The sequence below is a fragment of the Pseudomonas sp. JZ134 genome (assembly GCF_051027695.1).
GTDB lineage: Bacteria > Pseudomonadota > Gammaproteobacteria > Pseudomonadales > Pseudomonadaceae > Chryseomonas > Chryseomonas luteola.
In genome coordinates, this window is the sequence record NZ_CP069250.1 from 3,183,935 (window position 1) to 3,200,622 (window position 16,688).

The 16,688-nt window shown below is 58.4% G+C and carries 15 protein-coding genes and 1 tRNA gene; 8 read left to right on the forward strand and 8 right to left on the reverse strand.

Annotated elements, in window-relative coordinates; translation table 11 throughout:
* The first annotated feature begins 26 nt into the window (after positions 1-26).
* The 8 genes from JQR86_RS14845 to JQR86_RS14880 all read left to right on the forward strand — a co-directional run bounded on the left by JQR86_RS14845 (position 27) and on the right by JQR86_RS14880 (position 6,640).
* Positions 27-1,070: an ABC transporter ATP-binding protein gene (locus JQR86_RS14845; protein WP_434153806.1), complete on the forward strand. Its 1,044-nt coding sequence runs from the start codon at positions 27-29 to the stop codon at positions 1,068-1,070.
* On the forward strand, positions 1,057-2,064 hold the full coding sequence (locus JQR86_RS14850; protein WP_010797248.1) for a peptide ABC transporter ATP-binding protein: 1,008 nt from the start codon (positions 1,057-1,059) through the stop codon (positions 2,062-2,064). The genes JQR86_RS14845 and JQR86_RS14850 overlap by 14 nt, the downstream gene beginning before the upstream one ends.
* Positions 2,065-2,278: 214 nt before the next feature.
* Complete coding sequence (locus JQR86_RS14855) at positions 2,279-3,730, forward strand: anion permease (RefSeq protein ID WP_150347932.1); 1,452 nt, start codon at positions 2,279-2,281, stop codon at positions 3,728-3,730.
* A gap of 94 nt (positions 3,731-3,824) precedes the next feature.
* Positions 3,825-4,130 carry a nucleotide pyrophosphohydrolase gene (locus tag JQR86_RS14860; RefSeq protein WP_010797246.1) on the forward strand — a complete coding sequence of 102 codons (306 nt, stop codon included), beginning with the start codon at positions 3,825-3,827 and terminating at the stop codon, positions 4,128-4,130.
* On the forward strand, positions 4,127-4,888 hold the full coding sequence (locus tag JQR86_RS14865) for a methyltransferase domain-containing protein (protein ID WP_010797245.1): 762 nt from the start codon (positions 4,127-4,129) through the stop codon (positions 4,886-4,888). The genes JQR86_RS14860 and JQR86_RS14865 overlap by 4 nt, the downstream gene beginning before the upstream one ends.
* Before the next feature lie 3 nt (positions 4,889-4,891).
* Positions 4,892-5,524: a DUF4136 domain-containing protein gene (locus JQR86_RS14870; protein ID WP_434153807.1), complete on the forward strand. Its 633-nt coding sequence runs from the start codon at positions 4,892-4,894 to the stop codon at positions 5,522-5,524.
* A 73-nt stretch (positions 5,525-5,597) separates the two neighbouring features.
* Entirely contained in the window at positions 5,598-6,158 is a 561-nt protein-coding gene (locus tag JQR86_RS14875; RefSeq protein ID WP_434153808.1) for a DUF4136 domain-containing protein, read from the forward strand.
* Complete coding sequence (locus JQR86_RS14880; protein ID WP_150347934.1) at positions 6,158-6,640, forward strand: GNAT family N-acetyltransferase; 483 nt, start codon at positions 6,158-6,160, stop codon at positions 6,638-6,640. Before JQR86_RS14875 ends, JQR86_RS14880 begins: the two co-directional genes overlap by 1 nt.
* A gap of 12 nt (positions 6,641-6,652) precedes the next feature.
* On the opposite strand, the gene JQR86_RS14885 is transcribed toward JQR86_RS14880, so the two are convergent.
* The 8 genes from JQR86_RS14885 to fdnG form a co-directional block, all read right to left on the reverse strand.
* Positions 6,653-6,856: a hypothetical protein gene (locus JQR86_RS14885; RefSeq protein WP_010797241.1), complete on the reverse strand. Its 204-nt coding sequence runs from the start codon at positions 6,854-6,856 to the stop codon at positions 6,653-6,655.
* A gap of 135 nt (positions 6,857-6,991) precedes the next feature.
* Positions 6,992-7,087: transfer RNA gene (locus JQR86_RS14890), tRNA-Sec, on the reverse strand.
* Between the two features lie 5 nt (positions 7,088-7,092).
* Positions 7,093-9,015, reverse strand: a complete 1,923-nt coding sequence (gene selB / locus JQR86_RS14895) for a selenocysteine-specific translation elongation factor (RefSeq protein WP_434153809.1) — start codon at positions 9,013-9,015, stop codon at positions 7,093-7,095.
* A complete protein-coding gene (gene selA, locus JQR86_RS14900) occupies positions 9,012-10,424 on the reverse strand; it encodes an L-seryl-tRNA(Sec) selenium transferase (protein ID WP_434153810.1) in 1,413 nt (470 codons plus the stop codon). Before selA ends, selB begins: the two co-directional genes overlap by 4 nt.
* 150 nt (positions 10,425-10,574) lie before the next feature.
* Complete coding sequence (gene fdhE / locus JQR86_RS14905) at positions 10,575-11,501, reverse strand: formate dehydrogenase accessory protein FdhE (RefSeq protein WP_434154929.1); 927 nt, start codon at positions 11,499-11,501, stop codon at positions 10,575-10,577.
* Positions 11,502-11,629: 128 nt separating this feature from the next.
* Complete coding sequence (locus JQR86_RS14910) at positions 11,630-12,253, reverse strand: formate dehydrogenase subunit gamma (protein ID WP_125887141.1); 624 nt, start codon at positions 12,251-12,253, stop codon at positions 11,630-11,632.
* A 47-nt stretch (positions 12,254-12,300) separates the two neighbouring features.
* On the reverse strand, positions 12,301-13,239 hold the full coding sequence (gene fdxH, locus JQR86_RS14915) for a formate dehydrogenase subunit beta (RefSeq protein WP_010797236.1): 939 nt from the start codon (positions 13,237-13,239) through the stop codon (positions 12,301-12,303).
* Positions 13,240-16,314 (reverse strand): formate dehydrogenase-N subunit alpha, encoded by a 3,075-nt coding sequence (gene fdnG / locus JQR86_RS14920; RefSeq protein WP_407362936.1) that lies wholly within the window; start codon positions 16,312-16,314, stop codon positions 13,240-13,242.
* Positions 16,315-16,688 lie beyond the last annotated feature (374 nt).

A 16,688-nucleotide genomic window follows, 5' to 3' on the forward strand; every position in this document is an offset into this window, starting at 1 on the left:
TCCTGCTTATTGATCAAGGAGCAGCCATGAGCCTCCTGGAAATCCAGAATCTGAATGTCCGCTTTGGCGGTGAAGATGCCATCCCGGTCGTCGAAGGTCTCGACCTGACCATCGACCAGGGCGAAGTGTTGGCCATTGTAGGTGAATCCGGCTCCGGCAAGTCCGTGACCATGATGTCTGTAATGGGCCTAATCGAAGCGCCCGGTAAGGTCACGGCCAATCGGCTGAGCTTTGCAGGCCAGGATCTGCTCAAGCTCAAGGGTCGTGCCCGGCGTCAGCTGATCGGCAAGGACCTGTCCATGGTCTTCCAGGACCCGATGACCGCCCTGAACCCCAGTTACACGGTGGGTTATCAGATCGAAGAGGTAATTCGCCAGCACCTGGGTCTGCGAGGCCGAGAAGCCCGCCAGCGGGCGCTTCAACTGCTTGAGCGGGTGGAGATTCCAGCCGCAGCGAGCCGCCTTTCCGCCTACCCGCATCAGCTGTCCGGCGGCATGAGCCAGCGTGTGGCAATCGCCATGGCGATTGCGGCAGAACCCAAGCTGCTGATTGCCGACGAACCGACCACAGCGCTGGACGTTACCATTCAGGCGCAGATCATGGACCTGCTGCTCAACCTTCAGCGTGATGAGGGCATGGCCCTGATCCTGATCACCCATGACCTTGCCGTAGTAGCTGAAACAGCCCAGCGGGTCTGCGTGATGTACGCCGGCCAGTCCGTGGAAACCGGCGTTGTGCCGGATATCTTTCAGGCACCCAAACATCCCTACACGGAAGCGCTGCTGGCCGCCATCCCCGAGCATAGCCTTGGCGAACGGCTCTCCACGCTGCCTGGTATCGTTCCCGGCCGTTACGATCGACCCAAGGGCTGTCTGCTATCGCCGCGCTGCCCTTACGCACAGCCACGCTGTCTGGAGCGCCCTGCCCTCGAGCCCTATACTCACGATGGTGTCAGCGGCTCGGTCCGCTGCTTCTTCCCGCGCAACCTGAACCCTGCGCAGTGGCCGGAAGTCTTGCCGGAGTCCCAGCGTCCTAGTCATCTACCTGGAGAAGCCCATGGCCGCGCCTGATTTGAATACCAACGCTGCCAAACCGGCGGATAGCGTACTTACCGCCCGAGCGTTGACACGTCACTACCATGTTTCCCGAGGTCTGTTCAAAGGCCAGGCAACCGTACGCGCCCTGAATGGTGTCTCGTTTGACCTCGTACCCGGCAAGACACTGGCAGTCGTTGGTGAGTCGGGCTGTGGCAAATCCACTCTGGCCCGTGCCTTGACGCTGATCGAGGAGCCGTCCTCCGGCTCGCTCAACATTGGCGGTCATGAGGTCAGTGGTGCCAGTGCAGAAGTCCGCAAGCAGTTGCGCCGCGATGTGCAGATGGTGTTCCAGAACCCTTACGCCTCGCTCAATCCACGGCAGAAGATCGGGGACCAACTGGCGGAGCCGCTGGTTATCAATACAAACCTGTCCCGTAGCGAGCGTCGTGACAAGGTACAGGCCATGATGCAGCAGGTGGGCCTGCGTCCCGAGCATTACCAGCGCTATCCTCACATGTTCTCTGGCGGCCAGCGCCAGCGGATTGCCGTGGCCCGCGCGATGATGCTCAACCCCAAGGTGCTGGTAGCGGACGAGCCGACGTCGGCACTGGACGTTTCCATCCAGGCGCAAGTACTTAACCTGTTCATGGATCTGCAGCAGGAGTTTCATACTGCATACGTCTTCATCTCACACAACCTGTCGGTGGTGCGTCATATCGCCGATGACGTGATGGTGATGTATCTGGGCTGTACGGCAGAAAAGGGGCCTCGCGATGCACTCTTTGAAAAGCCCTTGCATCCCTATACTCAGATGCTGCTTTCAGCCACGCCAAGCCTGCAACCGGACGCCAGCAAGCCACGCATCAAGATCCAGGGCGAGCTGCCGAATCCACTGGATCCGCCACCTGGCTGCGTGTTCCACCGCCGTTGCCCCTACGCAACTGAGCGCTGCAAGACAGAAGTTCCTGCCCTTCGTGATGTAGACAACCGTCAGGTTGCCTGTCATTACGCCGAAAACTTTCTTTGATCCAGGACAGCGCCAGACTTTTCAGTCTGGCGTCTACTCTCTCCTACGCTAATGGCCACCGGCATTTTTGTCGGTTGGCCTGCGTTTGCCTCAATTTCACTGAACTGCTAATCAATAAAAACAATCAAGTCAATTAGCGCTTAGTTTAATTAAACGATTGAGCCGTCTCATTCAGGCGCTAAGATCGCAAACTCTTTAAAGCATGGGAGTTAAAATGAAATCGCTGGCCAAGTTGATGGCGCCATTGATCGTGGCGATCGTCATTGCAGCCTTGCCGGGTCCCGAGGGGCTGGCACCGCACGCATGGCATTTCTTCGCAATATTTCTGGGCTGTGTGATCGGTCTGATCTTTGAACCCTTACCAGGTGCCGTCATCGGCCTGATTGGCGTGGTGGTTGCTGCGGTCCTGGCGCCCTGGGCTCTCTTCTCGCCCGAGCAACTGGCACAGCCGGGCTTCAAGGTGGCCGACAAGGCCTTTACCTGGGCCGTTTCCGGCTTCACCAACTCTACAGTCTGGCTGATCTTTGGCGCGTTCATGTTTGCCCTGGGTTACGAGAAGACCGGCCTGGGTCGCCGTATTGCCTTATGGCTGGTTAAAACCATGGGCAAGCGTACCCTGACGCTGGGCTACGCCATCATGCTGGCGGATACCGTTCTGGCCCCCTTTACACCCTCTAATACCGCACGCAGCGCCGGTACGCTCTACCCTATTCTGCGTAACCTGCCACCGCTGTATGACTCGCACCCCAACGATCCCAGCATGCGTCGCATCGGCACCTACCTCATGTGGGTGGCGATTGCCTCAGCCTGTGTAACGAGCACACTGTTTCTGACAGGTATCGCCCCCAACCTGCTCGCCGTTGCCCTGGTGGAAAGCTCCACCGGCATTCGCATTACTTGGGGTGAATGGTTCATGGCCACCGCGCCGGTCGGCATCCTGCTGCTCGCCCTGTTGCCACTGTTGAGCTACTGGCTGTGCCCGCCCGAGTTGAAGTCCGGTGACGTAGTGCCCAAATGGGCCGCCGAGGAGCTGGCCAAGATGGGCAGCCTGACGCGCAACGAAGTCATTCTGCTGATTCTGGTCGTCCTGGCGCTGGCCATGTGGATCTTTGGTACTGCCGTTATTTCACCCGCGCTGGTTGGTATGCTCGTGATCAGTCTCATGCTGATTATCGGCATCGTGACCTGGAACGATATCCTTAGTAATAAAGCCGCCTGGAACACCTTTGCCTGGTTCGCCACGCTAGTTGCCCTGGCAGACGGCTTGAACATGGTCGGCTTTGTGAAATGGTTCGGTATGCTGATGGCCAACTACCTGGGCCATTTCGATCCCACTGTGGCAATGGTCCTGCTCACGATTGCTTTCTACCTGCTGCACTACTTCTTTGCCAGCGCCACCGCGCATACCACGGCTCTGCTACCGGTTATGGTGGCCGCTGCCGCCAGTATTCCTGGCATCGACATGCATACCTTCGTACTGCTGCTTCTGCCCACCATCGGCATCATGGGCATCATTACGCCCTACGGTACCGGCCCTAGCCCGGTTTACTACGGCAGCGGTTATCTGCCTGGACCGATGTGGTGGCGCCTGGGTGCTATCTTTGGCTTCCTGTTCCTGGCTGCATGGCTGGGGATCGGCACGCCCTGGCTGCTGATGACGCGCTAAGCCGCTACGCTTTCGCGTCAGTCCATGAAAAAATGCGGCGCTTAACAAGCGCCGCATAGCTATCCACCAGCCATGCGGCCATCAGGAGCCCTGCATGGACCTTTCCGAACTTACTGCCCGCCTGCACGCCATTCGCGATGCCAATGAGTGGCGGCGTTATCACAGCCCGAAAAACCTGGTTATGGCTGCCGGCGTTGAGATGGCCGAGTTGGCTGAAATCTTCCAGTGGAAGACCGAAGAGGAATCCCGCCATTTAACGGCTGATCACCTTGAGCATGCCGGCCAGGAGATTGCAGACGTCGTGCTCTATCTGCTGCAACTCTGCGCAGAACTCGGACTCGACATGGAGACAATCACTCGCGCCAAGCTGGCCGATAATGAGCGGCGCTTCCTGCCATGACCGATACCTTTTTCGATGACCGCGCCATCCGTTTTGCCGAAAAGATTTATGGCAATGCCAAAGGTGCTATCCGGCTGGCCGTACTCCAGGCCGACCTGAAGGAAGCCCTGCCTGAACGCTCGCTGCGGGTTCTGGATATTGGAGCAGGACTGGGCCATATGGCGCTCTGGCTGGCTGAGCAGGGTCACTCCGTCACACTGGCAGAACCTTCAGCCCCGATGCTGGAGGGTGCTCGCCAACGCTTCGCCGAGGCTGGCCTTGAGGCAACGTTTATCGAGGCGCCCTGGCAGGAACTGAGCGAGCAGCTCACGACTCGCTTTGACTTGGTCATCTGCCACGCCGTACTGGAATGGCTGGCCGAGCCACATACGATTCTGCCAGTCCTCTCGCGCCTCACGGCTCCGGATGGTCTGCTTTCACTGGCGTTCTACAACCGGGACGCGCTGATCTACCGGAACCTGCTCAAAGGCCATTTCAAAAAGCTCAAGCGCCAGGAATATGCGGGCGAAGGCAAAGGTCTGACACCTCAACAGCCACTAGACCCACGAGAGCTGGAGCGCGCCATGAGCAGTCGCTGGCAGATCGTGACCCGAAGTGGCGTTCGTGTTTTTCATGACTATATGCCAGTCGAATTTCAAGGTAAGGTCAACGAAGCCGATCTGATCGAAATGGAATTGGCCCATCGACGGCACCCTACATTTGCCGGGCTTGGTCGTTATCTGCACTGGATCTGCCAACCCGGCGCGTTAGAGGAGTGACCTATGCATCGCCTGTTTGCCTGCGTGGTTATCAGCCTGGGGCTGACCGCCTGTCAGAGCCAGAATCCCTATATAGCCAGCGCCCTGCCTGAGCTTGCTGCGCCAGCACCTGCTGTTCCGGCACGTATCGACCCGAGCAGCTATCCAGCAGCCCCAGTCGACTATGGCCGCTACCGGAGCTGGGCCTGGTCACCCGAGGGCATTCGTGCCAGCGGTGATTCCTCTCAATCAATGGATACCAGCACTCTTCAGGAGGCCATCAGCGCCCAGCTCGATCAGCGCGGGCTCCGACCTGCGCCAACCGGTACGCGTCCTGATCTCTACGTGAGCGCAACGGTCAGACAGGAGCAACGTGTCGTATACGATACCGATTACTACGGAGGTGGTGTCGGCTATGGCGGCGGCTATCCGTATGGCTACGATCGTTGGGGCACGTACGGCGGAACAGGCTACAGCCAGACTCGCCCTCGGTATTATCAGGTTCAGGTGCTGAGCATTGAGCTGATCGATTCGCAGAGCCGCAAGAGAATATGGAGTGGCAGTGCCGAGGAACGGGGCGGCAATGATCAGAGCGCCCGGGCCCAGGCGATCCGCGAAGCCGCTCGTCGCGCGCTGGAGCAGTATCCACCGCATTGAAGATAAAGCTCATACGGCCTGGTCCCATGAGTGATTATTGTTTCTTTTAAGCGTCCCTGGTCGGAGAATGATCATGATCCGTCGTTTGCTTGTTATCGCGTTTACGCTTGCCCTTGCCGCGTGCGAGACCAATACCGTCAACCGGGACTATGATCCCTCCCGTGACTATGCGGCCTACCGAAACTGGACCTGGGCCCAGCCTGCCGTCTCGTACAAGCCTGAAGATCCGTGGCTGAAAAGTGACTTGACCGAGCAGCGCATCAAGGATGCCGTAAGCAGCCAGCTTGATCAGCGCGGCTTACGCCCTGCCGCAGCGAACGGACAGGCAGACCTGAGGGTTCGGGCCTATCTGTTCACGGACGAGCGCCAAGGGCAAACCATGCGCACCGATCCTTATTGGGGTGGTCCCTGGGGATACTGGGGCCCTTGGGGTGGCGGTTATACCCAGACCCAGACCTTTACCTATCAGGTAACTACGCTGCAGATCGACCTGCTCGATGGCCGGGACGGAAAACTGGTATGGCGTGGCAGCACCGAGGTGTCATCTGACCAGACAGCTGATACCCCTGCGCAGCGTACTGCAACCATCCAGACAGCCGTTGGCAAGATCCTGTCGCAGTACCCACCTCACTGATGAATACCAAACTGACACATCGCGCGGCCACCCTTGATGATTTGCAGGCCGTGTGTCACTTTCCGCAAAGTCGTGAAGAGCTGTTTTACAGCTATCCCACAGCTCAGTGGCCACTAACAAGAGACCAACTGGCAGAGGCATATGCCAACCGCCAGGGCAGCACGGTTGTATTGCTGAACAATCGTCTGGCTGCATTCGCAAACTTCTTTCGCTGTCAACCAGGCGAACGGTGCGACTTGGGCAATTTAATGGTGGCACCCTGGGCACGACGCATGGGCATAGCGCAACACCTGATCGGAGTGATGGAGCAGCAAGCCTGCCAGCAGCATGGCGTGCGTTTTCTGCATGCTGCCTGTTTCAGCAGCAATACGCCGGGCCTGTTGCTCTATACCCATTTGGGCTATTTGCCGGTATCCATTGATGAGCGACGCGATCCCTCCGGACAGCGAACAGCCCTGATACACCTGCGAAAACGTCTCTGAATGCGTTACCCGCTACATGCGGGCCAGCATGGCAAAGTCGCCGCCTACCTGCATAGGCGCTGCGCAACCATAGGGCTCATATCCATACATACAGTCTGTCGAAGCGGCTGTAGAGGCTTCAGTCGATGGAGTCGAAGCTGGGTCGAGGCCAAGCCCACCCAGCAACACCGCTAACAAGGTCAGAAAAAGAAAGGCCGCGCCGGCTCTCGTCTTCATACGCGTCACCTCCACTGCATAGGCTGACAGCCTGGCGCCAGCAGAACAGGAGGCGTCACGCGCTGCCTTGTCCTATCCAGTATAGGTAAGATTCAGAAAAGCAAAGTCAGGCCAGGACATTCGGTCTAAAAGAAATGGCGGAAGGCAGTGAGAGTCGAACTCACCCGGGAACGGCTGCCGTCCCCAACCGGGTTTGAAGCCCGGCCGCGCCACCGGGCACGATTGCCTTCCATCAATCAACTCGCCTGTTCGACCTGAGCAGCCAGTGCGCTGTCTGGGCGGATCTTGCGTTCATCACCCATACGGCGAGTCAAACCGATCCGATCGAAGAATTCGAGTATCTGGATTGTGCGCTTACGTCCGATCCCCAGACCATCCCTAAACGCGGCTGCACGAATGATCCCCTCTTCGCGCTCAAGACGCAACGTCAATTGTACCAAATGGTTTATCGTATTTTCAGGATAGAAGAGATCCTTGACGATCTGCTGCAGCTGCCCCAGGCGTGCCAGCTTGAGTAGCAGATGACGAACCCCTGCTTCGTCCTCACCAATTTCCCGGGCCAGATCACGTACCCAGGGGGGATCAAAGCGGCCTGCTTCAAGAAGAGGCCAGAGCTTTTCTTTCAGCGCCTCTTCGGCCTCGGTCAGACGAACCCGATGGCCCGGCAGGTGCAGCCACGGCCCGCTCGCCTCGATCTGGCTGGACGCCATCAGGCTTTCCAACAACGCAATGAACACAGGCCGCTCCAGTTGCGGCAAGGCAAAACGACGTAATCGATCACGATCAGGCCCTAGCTCATCGGGCTGTTCGACATGAAAGGTTCCGAGCCGCTCTAACAGCGTAGACTGCAAGTGCTGCCAGCGGGTCGCATCGAACAGACGGATACCCTGTCGGGTAGCAACTTCCATGACATGTTCAGGCAGTTGCCAGCGCGCCCTCGGTCGATTGAACTGGCGCTCCAGCACGGCAGGCGCTACGCCATTGTCCGCCTGTTTGAGCAACTCCGGCAGTGCGTCCTCAAAGGAGCCCTGACGCAATGCCTCAAGCTGTGCCAGACGTGTGGGAGTACGCCGATTGCGGGCAGGCCCGAAAGGATCCAGCACACGTCCACCGCCAATGGTTCGCTGCGCGGATTGATCCCGCAGCACCAGATGGTCACCATGAGCAGCCTGTAACGGCGAGTTGAGCACCAGCTGCGCCAGTGTGCGCCCACCAGGCGTCAATACACCCTCATCCTCCAACAGCGCCACCCGACCGGTCAGATTCTGGGCACCCAGATGCACATGGACAGGGGTCCAGTGGGCCAGCGCCTTACCTTCGCTGCCAAGCAGGTGCAAATCAATATCGACACGGGTAGACGGCGCGTGGAGGGCTGCATCGAGCAGCCAATCGCCTCGCCGGATCTGTTCGACATTGAGCCGCTCACCCGCCAGGTTTACTGCCACACGCTGCCCGGCGTGGGCAATCTGGGCCTCTCGATTTTGCGCATGCAGGCCACGCACGCGCACGCGACGCCCCAGCGTGCCCAGTAACAACTCATCTCCGACGGCAACACGACCGTCGAAAGCCGTTCCCGTGACCACCACCCCGGCACCCGAGACGCTGAAAACACGGTCGACTGCAAGCCTGAAATACCCTTGGTCGCTGCGGGCCAGCGCCTGTTCAGCCTGATCCAGAAGCGCTGCACGCAGTGCCTCGATACCCGTTCCCGTCTGGCTGGAAACTGGAAATACCGGAGCCCCGGCAAGCGGGCCTTCTGCCAACAGTGCATCAATTTCTTCCCGTACTGCGTCGACACGCGCAGCCTCGACCCGATCCGTCTTGGTCATGGCGACCATCGCGCGGCGTATGCCCAGCAATTCAACAATGGCCAGATGTTCGCGTGTTTGTGGCATCACACCGTCATCGGCAGCCACGACCAGTAACACCAGATCAATTCCGCTGGCCCCGGCCAGCATGTTATGAACAAACCGCTCGTGGCCGGGAACATCGATAAACCCGGTCAGCTCTCCATTTCCCAGATCCGAGTAAACGTACCCCAGGTCAATGGTGATGCCTCGCTCCTTTTCCTCACGGCGACGATCGCCCTCCACCCCCGTCAGGGCTCGGATGAGGGACGTCTTGCCGTGGTCGATATGGCCCGCCGTTCCAACGATCATGCGTCCCACTCCCCAACCGATAGCGCTCCCAGCTGCCCCAGAAAGCCGGCCTCGTCATCGAGCTGACGCAGATCAAGCCAAAGCGCATCGTCATCGATACGTCCGATCACGGGGATAGGCAGCTGTCGCAAGGCCTCTTCCAGCAGGCGCAGCGCACGGCCTCGCAGGCGCTTGGAGCTATTCGGCCGCATGCACAACGCTGCGCTGGGCAGACGAGCCACCGGCTGGGTACCACTGCCAATCATGCCGAGCGTGAGCTCACTCGTTACCTGCCAACGCTCGCCCAGTGCCTGAGATAAAGGACGCATTACCCGCTGAACCTGACTATCAATATCCCCCTGGCCACGGGAGAGTAATCTGAGGCTGGTCAGCTTTTCACCCAAACGATCCGGGTCTCGATAAAGCGCCAACACCGCCTCAAGTGCAGCCAAGGTGATCTTGTCGACTCGCAAAGCACGTTTGAGGGGGTTTTTCTTGATGCGGGCGATCAGGTCCTTATGCCCGACGATAATTCCACACTGCGGACCACCGAGCAGCTTATCGCCGCTAAAGGTCACGATATCAGCGCCATCGCGTAGCGCTTCCTGGACGGTTGGCTCCTTGGGCAATCCCCAACGGGTGAGGTCTACCAGAGAGCCGCTCCCCAAGTCCTCCAGCAAGGGGACTTCATGGGCGCGAGCAATAGCGGACAGTTCGGGAGTTGCCACACTGCTGGTAAACCCCTGCACAGTGTAGTTACTCGTGTGAACACGCATGAGCAGCCCGGTACGCTCGGTAATGGCGCTCTCGTAATCCTTGGCGTGGGTACGGTTGGTCGTACCGACCTCGACCAGCCTTACATTGGCGCGCGCCATGATATCCGGAATACGAAAAGCGCCACCGATCTCGATCAACTCGCCACGCGAAATGATGCCTTCCTTGCGAGCGCCAAGACTGTTAAGGGCAAGCAATACGGCGGCGGCATTGTTGTTGACTACCGTCACCGCTTCGGCGCCGGTCAGCTCACGGATCAATCCCGCAATCAGGTCGTCGCGGTCACCGCGCTTGCCGGTATTGAGGTCAAACTCAAGATTGAGCGGGTAGCGAGCAGCTAGGGTCATCGCATCGATGGCCTCTTCAGGCAGCAGCGCACGCCCTAGATTGGTATGGAGAACAGTTCCAGTCAGGTTGAATACGCGTCGGACCTGACGCTGGTTTCGGACAGCCAATCGCTCCCCGGCCCGGCCTGTCAGAACGGCCTCATCGACATCCGCCTCGCTGATCTGTCCCTGTCGAAAAGGCTCACGCAGCTCATCGAGCAGCTCGCGAAAGGTCTTGAGCAATGCTTCACGACCATAGCGGTCCAGGAGCGATGTCGCAGCGGGATGACGTAACAGACGATCAACAGAAGGCAAACGGACGGCTGTCATGCAGGCCTCATAACAAGAACATGAGCCTGGAGTTTACAACCGGATGCAGCATCGCGCATGCGCACGTAGCAAGACCAACACTTCAGCCCCGTAAAAGAAAGGCTGGCAGAGCCCGCCGCTATAAGCGAAGCGGACTCTGTTTATCAGGAATCAGCCGCCGGGAGCCAGCAGCAGATTAGGGGCCTGACGGTGATAACCTTCCTGATCGAGCCGCATGTCTAGCGCCAAGCTGGCCAGATCGGCTGACACGGCCTCCGCCTCGGTATCATGCTCCAGATACAGCAGCTTGAGGTAGGTTTCGCAGCTGGGACAAGCTTCCGCTCGCAGCGGTGCCTTTTCGGCCAGGACCGCATCGTTTTCCAGCGAGAAGTAACCCAACTCCTTGCTGTTTTCGCACTGGGTGCACTTTACCCGCACGTAATGCCATTCACACGAGCACAGTGAGCAGCTCAGGTAGCGAAGACCATTGAGCTTGCCGCGGTGACGAATCACACCGGCAACCGGTAGTGAGCCACAGGCTGGGCAATGGGTCTGGCTTTTGGACTCACGAAACTTGTCCGTCTCGATCTGAAACAGCCAATTTGTCCAGGCAACCTGTAGCGCTGCGCCCAGGAAAGGCACCAGTGCCGCTGGAACCTGATCGTACTGCCCGCTGACCAAGGCAATTGCCCACACCTTGCGCTGTCCGGCGTCCGCTGTACGAATCTGCTCAAGCGCTTCCTGCACGGCCGTATTGCCTTCGAGGGCCTGATAGGCCTTCAGCAAAGCGTCCAGCACACCCAGCCACGCCTCTTCGCGGACCAGCGTATCGCAGCTCAGCGGGGGCAGGCCGTGATGCTGGCTCTGCTCAATCCGCTTAGCCTCCAGCGGAAGGTTTTCCAGGTTGTCGAAAACCTGCTGCTGAGCACGGCAGATGCCACTGACAAGCAGCAAGTAATCACGGAGCGGGTTACCGTCCGCCAACTTTTCCAAACGCTCGGCACGGTAGCTGAACGCATTTTTCGGCGGCAGGTTGATGAAGGGAGGCGTTACGGCTGAGGCTTCGATCTGCCCCGGTTCGAGAATCTGACCTGACACGCAGGAAACCTCTTCGGTGATGGGAGCCGCCACAGACCTCCTGGTCCGTGACGGCGACAACCATGCCAGGCATGGCTACACGTTTGACGCCTGTTCATGGCCTGCCGAAACAGGCCATGAAGGGACTTTTACTTCTTGTCTCGCGTGATGTCCTTGTACCAGAGCGAGTGATGCTTCTTGGCCCAGAGGAGGCTGACCTTACCGTGCAGCATGGCACCAATCGAACCCTTGATCCAGATACCGGCATAGATATGCACGATGATCGACAGGATCAACAGGAACGCTGCAGCCGCATGGGCCAGTGCCGCCAGACGGATACCACCAATCGGGAAGAAATGGCTGAAGTACTCACGCCAGATCACGATCCCGCTGAACATCAGTACCAGCATGGAAGCCAGCAGTACCCAGAACAACACTTTCTGTCCCGGATTGTACTTGCCGATTTCGGGCAACTTGTCTTCCCGGTTGTTCAGCACGTCACCGATCTGCTTGACCCACTGCATATCCCGCTTTTCCAGGATATTGTGATGCCAGAAGCGGATCACGAGTCCCATGAAGAACAGGAACATCGCCACGCCCATGAAGGGATGAAGAATCCGTGTCCACGGTCCGCCGCCGAACAGGTTGGTCAGCCAGAACAGCGCTGGATGGAACAGCGCCAGCCCCGACAGGCCTGCCATGAAGAACAGTATAGCCACCGCCCAGTGATTGGTGCGCTCACTGGCACCGTAACGAACGATCTCTTTTTTCATTTGAAGGCTCCTGGAGCGTCTCCCCCGCCTGCGAGGGAGACGTTATCTCAGCGTTTGGTCGGATCGAACGTCTTCACCGACGTGTCCTGGGACTTTTTCTCCACCTGCTCGGCGGCAGCATCGTGATGAGCCTCATCCTCTTCGTCCGCACGGTTCGGTCCGATACGTACGTAGTGGAAGAAGCCCGCCAGCACCGCAGCGCCCATGGCAAGCAGCGACAACGGCTTGGTGATGCCTTTCCACAGGCTTACCATCGGGCTGATGGCCGGGTCGTTCGGCAGGTTGTTGTACAACGCAGGCTGATCGGCGTGGTGCAACACGTACATGACGTGCGTACCGCCTACACCCGCCGGGTCGTACAGACCGGCGTTCTCGTAACCACGGCTCTTCAGGTCGACGATGCGCTCTTCGGCATGGTGCTTCATGTCTTCCTTGGTGCCGAACGTAATGGCACCCGTCGGACAGGTCTTCACGCACGCAGGCTCAAGCCCTACGGACACACGGTCGGAACACAGGGTGCACTTGTACGCCTTGTGATCCTTCTGCGAGATCCGCGGAATGTTGAACGGACAACCGGTGATACAATAGCCGCAGCCAATGCAATGATCCTGGTTGAAGTCAACGATACCGTTGGCATGCTGGATGATCGCTCCCGGGCTCGGGCACGCCTTGAGGCAGCCCGGCTCGGCGCAATGCATACAGCCGTCCTTACGGATCAGCCACTCCAGATCGCCGGCCTGGTTCTCATGCTCGGTAAAGCGCATGAGCGTCCAGGTATCAGAGGTCAGGTCGGCCGGGTTGTCGTACGTACCATGGTTGTGCCCCACCTCATCACGCAGCTCGTTCCACTCTGAACACGCCACCTGGCAGGCCTTGCAGCCAATGCACTTGGAGACGTCGATCAGCTTGGCGACCTCCTCCACCTGACGGATGGAGGAAGGCGTGGTCGTCGTCGCGGATTGGGCAACGATTTCTTGAAGTGCCATTTATGCCTTCTCCACGTTGACGAGGAACGATTTCGATTCGGGCGTTTGCGAGTTGCCATCGCCGACGAATGGAACCAGTGTGTTGGTCAGGTAACCGTGACGCGTCAGACCCGAGAAGCCCCAGTGCAACGGAATACCAATCTGGTGCACGGTCTGGCCGTTCACTTCCAATGGCTTGATCCGCTTGGTTACCACCGCGACAGCCACGATGTAACCGCGTTTGGAGCTCACCCGAACCTTGTCGCCCGCCGCAATGCCCTTCTCCTTCGCCAGCGCTTCGCCGACTTCGACGAACTGCTCGGGCTGGACGATCGCATTCAAACGGCAATGCTTAGTCCAGAAGTGGAAATGCTCGGTCAGACGGTACGTGGTCGCCGCATACGGGAACTTGTCGGCCTTGCCGAACGACTCCCATACGGAGGGCAGAACACGAGCGGCCGGGTTGCTGATCACCTTGTCGTTCTTCGGATGCATCGGGTTAACCCCGATCGGCGTCTCGAAGGGCTCGTAGTGCTCAGGGAACGGACCTTCGGCCATCTTGTCGACAGCGAAGAAACGCGCCACACCTTCCGGGTTCATGATGAACGGATTCATACCGGCCTCCGGTGCGCTGTCCGGCTTGAAGTCCGGAACGTCAGCGCCGCCCCAGTTCTTGCCGTTCCACCAGACCAGCTTCTTGTCCGGTCCCCATGGCTTACCGCTTGGGTCGGCCGAGGCACGGTTGTACAGAATCCGGCGGTTCATCGGCCACGCCCATGCCCAGCCCAGACTCTGACCGACACCATAGGGATCGCTGTTGTCACGGCGCGCCATTTGGTTGCCTTGCTCGGTCCAGCTGCCACAGAAGATCCAGCAGCCCGAAGCCGTCGTACCGTCGTCCTTGAGCTGAGCGAAGCCCGACAGCTGTTGGCCAGCCTTGGCCACTACCGCGCCAGTGGCATCGGTAACGTCCTTGACGGCATAACCGTTGAACTCCTTGGCCAACTCCTCGGGAGACGGCTCGTGCGGAATCTTGTACGGCCAGTACAGGTTCAGGATCGGATCCGGATAGGCGCCGCCCTCCGTGCGATACATCTCGCGCAGCTTGAGGAACATTTCCGACATGATGGTCACATCGGTACGCGCCTCACCGGGTGCTTCAGCGCCCTTCCAGTGCCACTGCAGCCAACGGCTACTGTTGACCAGAGAGCCATCTTCTTCAGCGAAGCAGGTCGTGGGCAAACGGAACACCGCGGTCTTGATGCTGGCGGTATCAACGTTGTTGTACTCGCCGGCGTTACGCCAGAACTCGGAGGTTTCGGTTGCCAGCGGGTCCATGATGACCAGCCACTTCAACTTGGCAAGCGCAGCTACTACGCGATTCTTGTCCGGCAACGATGCGATCGGGTTGAAGCCTTGGCAGAAATAGCCACGGACTTCGCCACGAGACATCATGTCGAACATCTTCATCACGTCATAACCGGCACCTGGTACGTCCAGCTTGGGCAGATAGTCGTAGCACCAGTTGTTTTCAGCGGTCGCCGCATCGCCATACCAGGCCTTCATCAGGCTGACATGGAATTTGCCGTAATTCTGCCAATAGGACATCTGGCCAGGACGAAGCGGTTTGAGCGCACGCTTGGTGATGTAAGCGTTAAAGTCCTGCTCACCATCATTGCCCAGCGTCATGTAGCCCGGCAGAAGGTTCGACAGCAGACCCAGGTCGGTCAGACCCTGGATGTTGGAATGACCGCGCAGTGCGTTCACACCGCCACCCGGCAGACCCACGTTACCCAGCAGCAGCTGAACCATTGCCGCTGTACGGATGATCTGGGCGCCCACAGAGTGCTGCGTCCAACCCAGGGCGTACAGAATGGTCATGGTCTTGCCAGGCTGCGAGGTCTCGGCGATTTCCGCCCAGATCTTCATCATGCGATCCTGCGGCATACCGCAGATATTGCTGGCAACTTCCGGTGTGTAACGGCTGTAGTGCTTCTTCATCAGCTGGAAGACGCAACGCGGGTGTTCCAGGGTCGGATCGACCTTGGCAAAACCATCCGCGCCCTTCTCATAGCTCCAGGTGGACTTGTCGCTATAGGTGCGCTTCTCGGCGTTGTAACCGCTGAACAGACCGTCCTCGAACGTGAAACCTTCGTTCACGATGAAGGAGACGTCAGTATAGTTACGAACGTATTCGTGCTGAATCTTATCGTTTGTGATCAGGTAATTGATCAGGCCGCCCAAGAACGCAATGTCCGAGCCGGTACGAATCGGCGCGTAATAATCCGATACGGAAGCCGTACGGGTATAACGCGGATCGACCACGATCAGGCGTGCCTTGTTATGGGCCTTCGCTTCGGTCACCCATTTGAAGCCGCACGGATGCGCTTCAGCGGCGTTTCCGCCCATCACCAGAATCAGGTTGGCATTACGAATATCCGTCCAGGTATTCGTCATGGCGCCACGGCCATATGTCGGGGCAAGACTTGCCACCGTCGGGCCGTGTCAAACGCGAGCTTGGTTATCGAAACCGACTAGACCAAGGTTACGAACGACTTTCTGAGTCAGATAACCGGCTTCGTTGGAAGCAGCGGACGCAGCCAGGAAGCCAACGGACGTCCAACGGTTAACCGTCTGGCCCTGAGCATTCTTGGTGATAAAATTGGCGTCACGCTCTTCCTTGACCAGTTTGACGATGCGATCCATCGCCTCTTCCCAGGAGATGCGCTTCCACTCGTTGGAGCCTGCTTCGCGGACCTCGGGATACTTCAGTCGATTCGGGCTGTGGATGAAGTCCAGCAGACCGGCACCTTTCGGGCACAGCGTACCGCGGTTCACCGGGTGATCCGCATCGCCTTCGATGTGAATGATGTTTTGCGCAACGTTCTTGGCCTTATCGCCATGGCTGTACATAACCAAGCCACAACCCACAGAGCAGTAAGGGCAGGTGTTACGCGTTTCGATGGTGCGCGCCAGTTTGAAATGGCGCACCTGTTCGGCAAAAGCTGGCGTCGGTGCCATGCCTAGTGCCGCCAGGCTAGATCCTGCAAGGCCGATACCCGCGACCTTGAAGAATTGCCGACGGTTCATATCCACGTCTTGACTCCTCATCAGAAGTGAAGTGCGATTCTTCGCCGCACCCCTGAGCAAAATATAACCAATCGAAGCGGTGGCAACTAGCCAGTTATCCGATTATTTTGCTCTTTTGGGAACTTTCGCAGAGCACTTCTGTCAGAGGCGCGCTCCGAAACTTCTGATTTTGTTATCGGCCTAATACAGCAAGTCTTTAATGCTGTCTGCACCTTTTTACATTTTGTGTTAAGGTCGCTCCCTCGTTTATTTTGAAGGCTGAAGACAGGTCTGATGACACTGCTTAACCCTCTTTGCTGGCTGCCTACGCCGCCATAGCGCTTTCCCCTCCTCGCCTGTACCGCTGATGCTGGAAGCACCCGTCAGTGCGGTATTTGCTG